The sequence below is a fragment of the Niastella soli genome (assembly GCF_017742245.1).
Classification (GTDB): domain Bacteria; phylum Bacteroidota; class Bacteroidia; order Chitinophagales; family Chitinophagaceae; genus Niastella; species Niastella soli.
In genome coordinates this window covers 1,165,453-1,179,391 of record NZ_JAGHKO010000004.1, presented here as the reverse complement: position 1 = coordinate 1,179,391, position 13,939 = coordinate 1,165,453, and the positions used below count along the sequence as shown (strand labels likewise).

The window sequence follows — 13,939 nt, the reverse complement described above, 5'->3', positions numbered from 1 at the left end:
AAGACAATGAACATTATAAAATTAATTTTCAATATATCTCTTTTGTCGGGCTTGGTGGTGATGGCATCCTGCAAAAAAAACTTTCTGGATGAGACCCTGACCACCGATAGAAATATGGAATATTTTAAAACCGATGCAGGGATCCAGGCATTGTCCACTGGTACGTATTACCAGGTATTCGCTTTGCCATATAGTTCGGAGTGGGCCTATTGTGCTACCAATTACGGGGTAGATGAGTTTATGGTAGGGGGTGATGGTTCCAACGGTCCATGGAACAACTATGATGGAAATTTCAGGTCAATAGTTACGGTAGTTACCACTAATACTGCACCAGCTAACATTCAGTGGGATACATTGTATACAGGTATAGGCGATGCGAATTTGCTGATCAAGAATGCCACCGCCAGTCTTTCTACCTCCGATGCTATTAAAAAAGTTGCGTTAGGCGAAGGGTATTTTTTCAGGGCCTACTGCTATCTGCGGCTGGTTTCACAATATGGCGGAGTACCGCTGAAGACCGAACCCAGTACAGTTGTTGAAAGGGAGTTTACCAGGGCTTCACCCGAAGAGGTGTACAAACAGATCATCAGTGATTTTAAACAGGCATATGATCTTTTGCCTAATACCAGTTCACCTGCAAAGATCACCAAAGATGCAGCTGCCCATTATCTGGCAAAAGCCTATTTGTTCCGGGCCAGTGAGATCAATGATTCCTGGAATTCAGCTACCAAGGCTGCCGATCTGGCTGCCATAGTGCCTTTGTGTGATGAAGTTATTTCACACCATCCCCTCACTACTAACTTTGCCGATCTTTGGAAATATACCGGCTCTGATGCCCCCAATGAAAAGTTATCGGAACTGATCCTTTCTGCCCAATTTACGGCCGACGTTTCTACAAACGGTGCAAATACCCAGCACCTGTATTGGGGGTCCCGTTACGACGACATTTCGCAGATGCAACGTGATGTTACCGGCGACAGGCCATTTAGCCGGCTGCGTACAACCTACTACATGCTTAGGTTATACGATCAGGTAAATGACTCCCGGTTCTGGAAAAGCTTCAGAACAAAATGGCGGTTGAATAAATCTGCAGGCAACTATTATGTCAATGGCGATCTGGGTATAATGTATGTTTGCAATCAGCCTGGCGATACCCGCTTTTCTGCTTACAAACTGAATGATGTGGTTTTATATTCCAAAACAAACAAAACGATCCCGAACGTATATGTTGCATGGCCCGCGGGTGCTACCAAAGATTGGAACATTCCATTGAATGACCCGCGCTTCCCGCCTTTAAGCAAACATATGGATGGTTCCAGAATAGCGTTAAATGAAACCAGAGGGTTGCGGGATATGAACCTGGCCCGGTCTGCAGAAACTTATTTGATGGCAGCCGAAGCCAAGATCAGGCTGGCAAAACTGGGCACTGGCGCTTATTCCGATGCATTGACCTATATTAATGCCGTTCGGGCCCGCGCCCAATACGTTGCCGGAGAAGACCGTGCAGCTTACTTTGATGGCGGCGGCGCACAAGGTACATCTGGTCAAAGCCCCACTATCAATTCCTTTATCGCTGAAAATTCTTATTACGAATCGAATAATATCGCACCTACTACTGCAGCGTCAGCTTCCCTGGCCATTACAAATATAAATTCTCTGCCTCCCAGTGATGAATATGTGATTGCTACCTTAAAATTATCGGGTGATTATGACAGGATGCTGGCACTGGTACTGGATGAACGTTCCCGGGAACTGGTTGGTGAGTACAAACGCTGGGAAGACCTTTCAAGAACAAAAACCCTGATTTCACGCGTAAGGGCATTTAATCCCCAGGCAGCAGGCAACATCACCGACTTTCATAATCTGCGACCCATTCCGCAAACTTACCTCGATGGGATACAGTTAAACGGTAAGGCTTTGTCGGCAGATGAAAAGCAGTCGCAGCAAAATCCTGGATTCTAACAGCGCACCACATTTATTACATATTAGCAGTAAATACCCCTGACGTTCCCGTCAGGGGTTCTTTTTTATTTTTCGGGTACAAGTGATTGCAACTCAATAGATATTTTTGAGAACTGTACTTATTCGAACCATTTCTGTACAAACAGCGACCTCGTCATAACCACTTGTAAATAGGTTTACAATACATAACCCGAATATGAAACGACTCATTGTTCTGTTTGTACTTTGTTCAATTATAAAGGCCAATGCTGTTGCCAATAGCAAGGAACATCCATTTATAAAAGTGAATGACACGCGCTATAACATTAGCGAACGGGGCGCCATTGGCGACGGAAAAACACTCAATACCCAGGCTATTCAGCTGGTTATTGAAGAGTGTGCGCAAAAGGGAGGTGGCACCATCGTTTTTCCAAAAGGCGTTTTTGTAAGTGGCGCCTTGTTCCTGAAACGCGGCGTAAATGTAGAGTTACAGGAGGGCGCTGTGCTCAAAGGATCAACCAACATCAATGATTATCCAAAATTGAACACGCGTATTGAAGGGCATTTTGAACCCTGGCGTGTTGCATTGATCAATGGTGATAGCCTTGACCATTTGCGGATCACGGGTTCCGGCATCCTGGATGGTAGTGGCGAACCATTTTGGAAAGAATTCTATTCGCGACGTGAAGCTGATAACAAAACTACCAACCTGAACGTTGAACGGCCCCGGCTCACTTTTATTCAGCATTCCAAAGACGTAAAAATAAGTGGCATTACTTTTCTGAACTCAGGTTTCTGGAACCTGCATATTTACAACTGTCAGGATGTAATCATAGAATATTGCCGGTTCCATGCCCCATCGGGTCCCAAACCTTATAACCAGGCGCCCAGTTCAGATGGCATCGATGTAGATGGTTCGCAGAGCATTGCCATTCGTCATTGCTTTTTTTCTGTAGGCGACGATTGTATTGCGCTGAAAGGCTCAAAGGGACCGTTTGCCATGCAGGACCCCGGCAGTTTGCCTGTAGAAAATATCGAGATCAGCGATTGCATCTTTGAAGCAGGCGGGGGCATCGTAACAGTTGGCAGCGAAGCCACCATCGTGCGCAATGTAACCATTCAACGCTGTACTACGCTTCGCCCCACCGTGTTGCGGTTGAAATTGCGACCCGATACGCCGCAGCAATATGAGAACATCACCATGAACGATATAACCCTGGTTGATGGGGGCGCTATTTTCAAAGTATCACCATGGACACAGTACTTTGATCTAAAAGGACAGGCGCCGCCAAAGGCCCTGGTGCGTAATATCAAAATTTCCAATGTGCATGGGAAAGGAAATTCTCTGGGCGAGATAACCGGGCATAGCCTGGCAACCATCAGCGATATCCTGGTTGAAAATGTAGATATAGCACTAAAAAGCACCGACTTCCGGTTGGGTAACGTGCAAAACCTGCGTTTCAAAAATGTAAGGGTGAATGGTAAGCCCATGCCTGCTCCTGAAAGAAAACCATCCGTAGCAAAAAAATAAGATACCTGTATGAACTGTAAGATCGTATTGACAGCCCTGGTTGCCTTTCTGTATAATAGTCTTTTTGCCCAGCTGCAAAAACGTCCTGGCCCAGGCTGGTGCATCCCTGTACCGCGATGCGGTTGACCAACGCATCATCAGCTATCTTAAATCGCTGGGCAAAGAAGGACAGATCTTTAAAACAGAAGCCGATGCCGGTGGTCAGCCCAACATGCCGGAGGGTAAGGCCGGCGCCGACTCAGATGGCGATGGCATTCCCGATAAATGGGAAACGGCGCATCGCCTGAATCCAAAGGACCCCGCTGATGCCGCTGCCGTAAAGAACGGAGGATATACCCGGCTGGAAGAATACTTCCACCAATTGCTCACAACAGGGGGAAACTAACTCATTTGATTTTTGTTGAATACGCCATTTTTCGTTTCTTTTGGTTTCACAAGTTGTGTGGGGGATGTACAAACTAAAAGAAATGATTTTTGGCGTCTGTTACTATAGGATTGCGATTAAACGTCTTTTGTACGTTTTTTCAATGCTCTTCTTATTTACTACAGGACTACACGCACAACCAAAATACAAGATAGAGCATTTTGCAACCGAACAGGGCCTGTCGCACCGGCGGGTAAATTGCATGATGAAAGACCAGGAGGGGTTTATGTGGTTTGGCACCTGGGACGGCATAAACCGGTTCGATGGCCGGGCTTTTGTATCCTACAAATCTTCCCCCTTAGAGAAATATCAACTGGGTAATAGCCGCATAGCACGGGTGGTGGAAGACCAGAACGATCATTTGTGGGTGCAGGCGTATGACTATCAGATCTACCGGTTCGATAAAAAAACGGAACAATTTCTGCCGCTGTCAACGCTGTTGAATCCCGATCACAAAATTGAATTCAATAACATCCTGCTGGCTGCTGATGGTTGGGTGTGGCTACAAACCAAAAACGATGGCATCTTTTGTATATCCCAGTCATCACAGCTATCTTTTTCCCAGCTATCTCAATCATCTCAGTCATCCGGGTTTAAACTACCTTCCAATACTATCAGTTTCTTCCATATAGACAAGCAAAAACGTGTATGGATCGGAACGCCCAATGGGCTTGCCTGCCTGGAAGCATCAACCGGCGGCATTTTTACGAATAGTAAAATAGTTTCACCGGCTTTAGCCACTGGTATCGATATAACGGCTATACAAGAAGATACAGACCAGGTATACTTTGGGTTAGCAGATGGAAGGTTGCTCACCTTTGAAAAGCGCACGAAAAAATTTACCGATCGTAAAGTGGCAACCGGCCGCATAAATGCTTTACTGCGATCAAAAAAAAGAGAGGTGTTGTATGCCAGTACTTCGCTCGGTGAAATAATAATAATAAACCTCGTCGACCAGCAGCTTACTATGGTAAATTATCCAGGTAAAGAAAACCTTGCTGCTTTGTATGAAGATAGGTCCGGCGGTTTATGGATAGAACCTGAAAAACTGGGCGCCATTCGTTTTGATCCGCAAAGCCGTTCCTTCCAGTTGTTCTCGGTAAACACGGGCACCCTGCTCAATGATGTTAACAACCGGTATTTCTGGGTGTTGGAAGACTATAAAGGAACTGTATGGGTAAGTATGAAGGGGCGGGGCTTTGGTTATTTTAATCCGATGAATAAAACCATTGAAAATGTTTTAACAACACCAGAAGGCTCCCATTACCAATTACCCGCTAATATAACGGGGCATTATTACGACAGCGCCGGTATTCTATGGCTTACCACCAAAGAAGGGGGGCTGGTTAAAATTATTATCCAGGACAATGATTTCGAACAACAGCATTTAGTTGACCAGGAGTCTGCCAGATCAGGCAATGAAGTGCGGGTGATGTATAATGACCAGCAGGGCCGGTTATGGTTGGGTACGAAAATGAGTGGCCTTACTGTTTTTCAAAATAATAAGCCGGTAAAAGGGTTGTTTCTAAATGGACCTGCAGGTGGGGTAGTGGGCGTATACGCCATTTTGCAGGACAGCAAAGGTAATATCTGGCTGGGTACCAAAGGTGACGGTCTTTTCAAAGCTACTCCTGTAAATAATGAACAAACCAAATACAGGCTTAGCCATTTTCAACGGCATAAAGATGTTACAGACAGCTTGCCATTTAATCAGATCTATTCATTGCTGGAAGATAAACAGGGCCGTATCTGGATCGGGTCACTCGACAATGGACTGGCATTAATAGAACAGAGCTCAGGCACCCCCAGGTTTATACACAAGGGGAATGTCTTTACAAATTATCCGCAGGGCGCTTTCCAGAATATCCGTACCATGTGTCTCGATAAAGTGGGAAATATCTGGTTGGGCACCACAACCGGTTTACTGGTGTTGAATGCCGGCGAACAACAGGCGACCGAATATCAATACAAATCGTATAGTACCATTCCCGGCGACCGGGAAAGCCTGGGCAATAATGATATTCTGTTTATCTATCGCGATAGAAAGAACAGGATGTGGCTGGCCACTTCGGGTGGTGGTTTTTGTGAGGCTATGGGTGACCCGTTCAGGGGGTTACGCTTTCGAAACTATACCGCCAAAGATGGATTGCCCAATGATTATATTCTTAGTTGTGCAGAAGACAGCGACGGTAATGTATGGTTGGCCACCGAAAATGGCTTGTCAAAATTTAACCCCGACACGCATGTCTTCAGGAACTTTGATTCCTATGACGCCTTGCCGCCTAAATTAACTTTTTCGGAAGCCTCTGTTACAAAAACGCAAACGGGCCGGCAGCTTATTTTTGGTACGGTAACGGGATATTTGTCTTTTGACCCCGGCCAGATCAATGCCAACCGGATCCATGCAACTATTGCCTTTACCGGCTTTCAGATCAATAACGAAGATGCCGGACCAAAATCGAATACCCAGCCAATACCAACAGATATCAATTATATTTCCCGGTTACAATTACGGTATAACCAGAATATCATAAGCATCAATTACGCTATCCTGGACCCGCGGGGAAGTGGCGACCGGCAAGGATTTGCTTATCGCCTGGTAGGCTTTGACACTACCTGGCACAACGACTGGCAATTCAGAAAGGCTACTTATACCAATCTGCCACCCGGGCAATATGTATTTGAAGTAAAGAGCCTCAGTAGAGACCTGTATTCCAATCAGCCCTTTAAACAATTGGCCATTACCATTCTGCCACCACCGTGGAAAACGGGATGGGCGTATTTGTTGTATGCGCTGTTCATTGGAGTGGTGTTGTTTTTTATCCGCCGGTATGCCCTTGCCATGATAAGGCTGCGCCACAAGATTGCGGTAGAGCAAAAGCTGGCGGCATTGAAGATGAATTTCTTTACCAATGTTTCGCATGAGTTGCGCACCCCGCTTACTTTAATTGTGAATCCACTGGAGCAGGTGGCAAAAAAGGGGAACCTTTCGCCTGAAATGTCTTCTTATGTAGAGGTGGCCCGCAGAAACGCCAGCCGTATGGTACGTTTCATAAATCAATTACTTGATCTACGGAAAGTACAAAGCGAAAAAGCCACCTTGCGCATTTCAAGGCTGGAGATGGTGACCTTCGTAAAAAAAATTGCCGATCATTTTTCTGAAGCTGCCAGAAGCAAGCGGATAGACCTTGACATTATAGCTGATCAAAAAGAGTGTATTGCCTGGGTAGATGCAGAAAAACTGGATGTAGTGATCTATAACCTGTTGGCCAATGCCATCAAGTTCACACCCGAAGGAAGATCGATCAGGATCTTGATCAGTGCTGATCCGGCTGTACAAAGTTTTACCATTGCTGTGCAGGACCAGGGCCCGGGCGTACCAAAAGATAAACTGGAACAAATATTTGAATTGTTTCAGGAAGGCGCGCATACCAACGGCCGTGAGCTCAAAGGCACGGGGATTGGCCTGGCGCTATCCCGTGAGTTTGTACAACTCCATGGCGGGAACATTTGGGCGGAAAACAATCCCGGTGGCGGATTGACAGTTACTGTAAAACTACAACTCGGTGCTGAACATTATAAGCAGCAGGATGCGTCCTTTGTTGAGCAGCCCGCAACCACCCCTGTTGTGGAGCGGCCAATAGAACAACAGGTCCTTTCTCAAATTGAAGGAAATGGAGTACACCAGAACAGCGAAGCGCCGTTGGTGTTGCTGGTGGAGGACAATGACGAACTCCGCGCTTTTATAAAAGCACAATTAAGCGAGTATTACCGCGTAGAAACTGCCAAAGATGGGGCGGAGGGGCTGCAAAAAGTCATCCAGCTAATACCTGATCTTGTTGTCAGCGATATCATGATGCCCAAAATGGATGGCTTGCAAATGCTGGAGAAGATAAAAAATGACGAGAACACCAGCCATATTCCGGTTGTGTTGTTATCGGCTAAATATTCCATAGAAAGCCAGATCGAAGGACTGCGTTATGGCGCCGATTATTACATTCCCAAACCTTTCAACAACGAATTTTTGATCGCGAGTATCGATAACCTGTTGCATCAGCGAAAGAAGTTGTTTGAGGCGTTGGTAGAAAAAAAGAAAGCGATAGAATTAAGTCCCGAACCGGTGGTGATCACTTCAAAAGACGAATCCTTTCTGAAAGAAGTTATTAAAGTGGTGGAATCCAAAATGGAGGACCCTGATTTTAATATCGATACTGTTGCGGAAACCATGGCTTTCAGTCGCACTAATTTTTATAAGAAATTCAAAAGCCTCACCACTTTAACGCCCATGGAGTTTGTACGCGACATGCGGTTACAGCGGGCAAAGCAATACCTCGATGCCGGTGGGCATAATATTTCCGAGGTGGCTTACCTAACCGGCTTTAGCAATCCCAAATATTTCAGCACCCTGTTTAAAGAAAAGTACCATGTTTCGCCTACTGATTATATAAAGTTGAAAAACGTATAGCTGGTTAATTGCCTTCTTTATTGAGTGGCGGGAAGGGCAATGGGCAATAGGCAACGGGCAGAGAAAGAAAGGCAGACGGCAAACGGCAGACGGCAGACGGCAGACAGAAAATACAAAGGGTAGAAGGAGATCAGTCAGCCTGTTGCTTTTTTAACAGCCTGGTCCAACGAGCCGAAGGCGAGAAATCCGATTGCCGTCTGCCGAGCTGTGAGTGGTGGTGGTCAATGTGTTTGCGAAAATGGCTGACGTCCGCAAAATCTTGAAATCCTTTCACGTTTCACGTTTGACAGCTTGTTCCGACTTGTCGGGGTTTCACGATCTCATATAACTACTTGCATATCAATAAGAAATTTCCATGTCCTGTACGCAATCAAACCATTTCTGCACAAACCGGAACCTCCTCGTACTGGCTAATAATTAGGTTTGTAACCATCTCAGTTGTTAGAACCAAATTTAAACTGCCATGAACAAGGAAAAAACGATTGCCTTCAGACTTGTGCTATTCTTTGCCGCCCTAGTGGTTTGTCAGGCAACTTTCGCTCAAAATGGGATTCCGGTTTCCGGAACTGTTGAAGACAAAACAGGTCCCCTGGAAGGAGTGAATGTATCAGTAACCGGATCGAATACCGGCACCCTTACCGACAAGAGCGGGAAATTTTCCATCACTGTTCCCGACAAAAAAGCAACCCTTACCATTTCTCACATTGGTTTTGTTACCCGCACCGTATCGGTAGGCAGTAGCACTTCCTTCAATATTACCCTGGATGCGCAGGATAAGTCGATGGATGAAGTGGTGGTGATTGGCTATGGTACGGCAAGAAAGAAAGACCTTACCGGAGCAACTGCTTCCGTAACCGGGGCCGAGATCTCGAAAATACCGGTGACCTCAGCCGCGCAAGCCATCACCGGTAAAATTGCCGGGGTGAATGTAGTTACACAAAGCGGGGCACCCGGTGCAGATATCAACATTGTGGTACGCGGTGGTACCTCCATTACCCAGGGTAATAAACCGCTGTATATTGTAGACGGTTTTCAAATGGACGATGGATTGAAAAACATCGATATGAATGACATCGAAACCATCGATGTAATGAAAGATGCCTCTGCAACTGCGATTTATGGCGCCCGCGGTTCAAACGGGGTAATACTCATCACCACCAAATCGGGCAAAAACGGAAAAACCCAGGTTACCTACAATGGATACCAGAGTTTTGAAAAGCTGTCGAAACAGCTCGATATGATGAACCCTGAGCAGTATGCCGATTACCAGTATGAATTTCAAATTCTGGCTGGTAAACCCGACAAATGGGCCAAGAACTTTGGGGGCAATATAACCGATCCCAATTTTTACACGGGCGCAGCTGATTATATCCATAATACCTATGGTGGTCAATCGGGCATAGACTGGCAGGATGTAATGTTTGGCGGTACTGCCAGGTTACAGAACCATTCACTGTCTGTAAGCGGTGGCACCGACAAAACAAAATTCCTGCTTAACGGAAGTTTTACCGGTCAGGATGGTATTGTTGCCAAACATGGTTATCAAAAAATGAACCTGCGTTTTAAGATAAACCACAAGATCAATGACCGCATTCGGGTAGATTTCAATACCAATTATAATAATATGCAGCTGAAGGGAGGTGGTTCACTGGCCGGACAACTGAAACTGAGTTTGCTGCAACCGCCCACCGGCGGGGTACGTTTCAGCGACGACCAGCTGTTGAATACAGATGTGAGCGAACTGATGCAGGCCGACGATTCACAATATGATATTTACAACCCCATCATCACCAACGATGCGGTTAGCCAAACCAACTACGTTCGCCAGTATACAACCAATGCAGGCATAGATATAGATCTGCTGAAAAATCTTACCTGGCGTACACAGGGCACCTATATGTGGCAACAGACACGGGAAGATTACTGGGACGATGGCCGTACAAAAGAATCGCAAAAATACAATGGCCCTTGGGGCAAGCGGAACAACAGTGAAAAGAACAGCTGGCAGGTTACCAATACCCTCAACTGGAAAAAGTATTTCGGCGAGCACAACCTGAATGTGATGGTAGGGCAGGAAGCTTTTTTAAGTGAGAACATGAACCTGGACAATACCTATTCAGATTTTCCCGATGGCAATTTTGGTTTGAACAATGTGGCCGTGGCCGGAAGATTGTTTTCCAAAGGTTCGGGCAAAACCCAGTTTGCCATTGCATCGGTCTTTAGCCGGGTGATGTACAGTTATGCTGATCGTTACCTCATTTCTGCCACGTTGCGTGGCGACGGCGTCTCCCGGTTTGCTCCCGGTAACAGATGGGGCATGCTGCCATCGGTATCAGCCGCCTGGCGCATTTCAGAAGAGAATTTCATGAAGGGCAATAACATATTCGATCAGTTAAAATTACGGGTGGGCTATGGTACAACAGGTAACTGTAACATCAGTGACTATATGTATGTGACCGGTTACCAGGCAGGTTTTTATGCCATCAACAACCAGGAAGTGGTTTCCCTGAAACCAAAAGATACCCTGGCCAATGAGAACCTGCAATGGGAAAAGACCAACTCCTTCAACGTTGGTCTCGATATGGCGGTGCTCAACAACCGCGTAAACTTGACCGTTGATTTCTACAACCAGCAGTCGAACAATTTGTTGTTGAACGCGGCCATCCCTACTTCAGCCGGTTACGGCTCGCAGATCCAGAATGTGGGTTCTGTACGCAACAGAGGGGTGGAGATTGTGTTGAATACCCAGAACATTGTAAATAAGAACTTTAAATGGACAACCGGTTTCAATATCTCTTTCAACCGCTCGAAAGTGCTTGACCTGTATGGCAATGGCAGCAATATTCTGTACGATGGTAATTTCATTGTGCAGGTGGGCCAGCGGTTGGGTCAGTTTTACGGGTACAAATATGATGGCGTATACACCACCGACGATTTTATTCAGAATGCAAACGGCACGTATGCATTAAAAGACGGCGTTATCAGATTGAAAGGTGGCAATGCGGCCAATGTAAAACCGGGGGATATAAAATTCGCGTCCACTACCGGCGAAATGGACGCCAAGAACAACCCGGTATTCAGTACAAGCGACCGCACCATTATGGGTAATGGCGAACCAAACTATACCGGTGGTATCACCAATAACTTTACCTACAAGGGTTTCGATCTGAGCATCTTTATGAACTTTACCGGCGGCAATAAAATATTCAATGCCAATGCCCGTCGTTTCTATGGCCCTTATTTGCCAAACGAGAACACGTTTTCGGCTATGACAAACAGGTTCAGGCTCATTGATCCTGTTACCGGTATGGAAACAACCAACCTGGCCCGCCTGGCTGAGTTGAACCCCAATCAATATTCGAAGGACCAGATCTGGAGCCTGCATTCAGACAACAGTAAATCTATCAGCGACCCCGCAATTGATTATTTCCTGGAAGATGGTTCTTTCCTCCGGCTAAATACTATAACCCTGGGTTATTCATTACCGCATGGTCTGTTGAAAAAGGCTGGAATATACAATGCCCGCTTTTATGCAACCATGAATAATCTACACACTTTTACGAATTACAGCGGTTACGATCCTGAGGTGAATAATTCAGACAAGCCTACGAAAAAAGGCGGTTATGATGACTCTGCTTATCCCCGGGCAAAAAGTATTGTTGTTGGTTTGAACTTAACTTTCTAACTGTTAAGCGTGCCACGGTTTGGAACCGTGACACGGTTTCCCAAAAAAGAAAACAATGAAAAAGATCCTTTATAATATCTCTATAGTTGTTTTGTCAGGAGTTATGCTTACTTCCTGCCAGAAATTCCTCGACAGAAAAAACGAAGCTTCATTCGACAGTGAAACAACTTTTAAGGATGCTTCGCGGGCCGAAATGTTTGTATATGGTATTTACACGCTTAGTTTTAACAGGGAGTTGTATTATCAATTTGGAATGGGTACCGATGAGTGTATTTCTACGGAAGCGGAAAATAACTCCAAAAACATGTTTGCCAACTATGTGTTCTCGCCCGACATTGTACCTACAGAATCGTATGCTGCCATGTACAAGGCCATCGAGTACGCCAACATCTGTATAAAGAAATTGCCCGGCATTACAGCTACCGATGATAAAGATCAAAAGAAATTGAATATGCTGCTGGGCGAAGCGTATGCTTTGCGGGCCATGTGTTATATGAACGTGGTGCGGTATTTTGGTGATGTTCCATATCCCACCATTCCTGTTCAGGATGCCGGTACCTATACTTCTTCTCGGGTTAGCAGGGATACGATCTATGATGGTTGTGTGGCCGATCTGCAAAAAGCAGTGGAGCTATTGCCCTGGAAAAGCGAAGGCATGGTACCCACTATTGAACGGTTTACAAAAAATGCAGCTTATGGCATTCTGGCCCGTACTGCCCTGTATGCAGCCGGTTATTCATTGCGCTGGGACCTGAACACGTTTGCTGCCTCCTCTATAAAACTGGCGCAGCGGAGTGATGCCGCCCGTATAAGAGAATTGTACCAGATCGCTTCCGATGCCTGCAATGCAGTGATGCAAAAAGGCGAGAACAGTTTGCTCACCAGTTATGAAACCGTTTTTCGTGACCTGGTGAACGGCAGATATAACAATGAATCTATGCTGGAATTCGGCCAGTATGGCCCCGATGTAAATGGTTCGGCCATTGGTTATACAAACGGCATGTTCAGCCATACCAGTTCTTTGTTTGGAAAAGCGCAACCGGCCATGGGGGTTATGCCAACCTTTTATTTTGATTTTGAAGATGGCGATACCCGCCGCGATGTAAGCATTGCCAACTATGGTATTACCGCTACGAATGGCCGCCAGCTGAATAGTTACGGCGCCAATACCATTGGTAAATTCCGGGTTACCTGGAAAGGTTCAGCGGGCACGGGGATCAACCTGCGCGATATCAACTGGCCCTGGCTGCGTTACTCCGATGTGTTGTTGATGTATGCCGAAGCCCAGAACGAATTGAACAATGGACCCACCCCTGCAGCAAAAACTGCGTATGAGCAGGTAAGAAAACGCGGGTTTGGTGGCAATGCCAGTAAAATAGGCGTTACGCCCACCACTTATCAGGATTTCAAAAATGCCATCATCAATGAAAGAAAGCTTGAACTGTCGTTCGAAGGCTGGCGCAGGACCGATCTGGTACGTTGGGGTATTGAATATGAAACATTGACGAAGTGTAAACAAAACCTGATCGACATGGCAAACCACACAGGTAAATATGCCAGTATCGATCTGTACAAGACCTATAAACTTGAAACGGCAACCGGTTTCAATGATCCGGTAGTAGCCGTTTCAGGGACTGGTTTTAAAACAAAGTTGAATGGTACCGACAGCGCTGCAGCTAAGGCAAATGGACTGACCATCCTTGATATGTATAGTGCAACAGCCATAAGTGGCGGTCAGCTTTTAAACGCCAGTCAGCCCTGGATAAAGGCGATCTTCAGAGGGATAGAGAAAAATAAGACCGAACTGTTCCCCCTGAATACGACCACCATTAATAATAATCCCGGGTTAACCGGGCAGCAACATCCGATGTACTAGTATGTAAGACCGACCTG

6 protein-coding genes are annotated in these 13,939 nt (G+C 46.0%); all 6 read left to right on the top strand.

The features are described from left to right. Positions 1–6 precede the first annotated feature (6 nt). The 6 genes from J7I42_RS19555 (at position 7) to J7I42_RS19530 (ending at position 13,922) form a co-directional block, all read left to right on the top strand. A complete protein-coding gene (locus J7I42_RS19555; protein ID WP_209140536.1) occupies positions 7–1,962 on the top strand; it encodes a RagB/SusD family nutrient uptake outer membrane protein in 1,956 nt (651 codons plus the stop codon). 196 nt (positions 1,963–2,158) lie between these two features. Next, on the top strand, positions 2,159–3,472 hold the full coding sequence (locus J7I42_RS19550) for a glycoside hydrolase family 28 protein (protein ID WP_209140535.1): 1,314 nt from the start codon (positions 2,159–2,161) through the stop codon (positions 3,470–3,472). A gap of 64 nt (positions 3,473–3,536) precedes the next feature. Further along, positions 3,537–3,857 carry a hypothetical protein gene (locus J7I42_RS19545; protein ID WP_209140534.1) on the top strand — a complete coding sequence of 107 codons (321 nt, stop codon included), beginning with the start codon at positions 3,537–3,539 and terminating at the stop codon, positions 3,855–3,857. Between the two features lie 142 nt (positions 3,858–3,999). Continuing rightward, a complete protein-coding gene (locus J7I42_RS19540; RefSeq protein WP_209140533.1) occupies positions 4,000–8,361 on the top strand; it encodes a hybrid sensor histidine kinase/response regulator transcription factor in 4,362 nt (1,453 codons plus the stop codon). Positions 8,362–8,824: 463 nt separating this feature from the next. Further along, positions 8,825–12,046 carry a SusC/RagA family TonB-linked outer membrane protein gene (locus tag J7I42_RS19535; protein ID WP_209140532.1) on the top strand — a complete coding sequence of 1,074 codons (3,222 nt, stop codon included), beginning with the start codon at positions 8,825–8,827 and terminating at the stop codon, positions 12,044–12,046. Between the two features lie 55 nt (positions 12,047–12,101). Then, positions 12,102–13,922, top strand: coding sequence for a RagB/SusD family nutrient uptake outer membrane protein (locus tag J7I42_RS19530; protein ID WP_209140531.1), 1,821 nt, complete (start codon positions 12,102–12,104; stop codon positions 13,920–13,922). Positions 13,923–13,939 lie beyond the last annotated feature (17 nt).

Coding starts and splice junctions, on each gene's coding strand:
- J7I42_RS19535 (WP_209140532.1), top strand. CDS start 8,825: ATGAACAAGGAAAAAACGATTGCCTTCAGACTTGTGCTATTCTTTGCC.
- J7I42_RS19540 (WP_209140533.1), top strand. CDS start 4,000: ATGCTCTTCTTATTTACTACAGGACTACACGCACAACCAAAATACAAG.
- J7I42_RS19550 (WP_209140535.1), top strand. CDS start 2,159: ATGAAACGACTCATTGTTCTGTTTGTACTTTGTTCAATTATAAAGGCC.
- J7I42_RS19555 (WP_209140536.1), top strand. CDS start 7: ATGAACATTATAAAATTAATTTTCAATATATCTCTTTTGTCGGGCTTG.
- J7I42_RS19530 (WP_209140531.1), top strand. CDS start 12,102: ATGAAAAAGATCCTTTATAATATCTCTATAGTTGTTTTGTCAGGAGTT.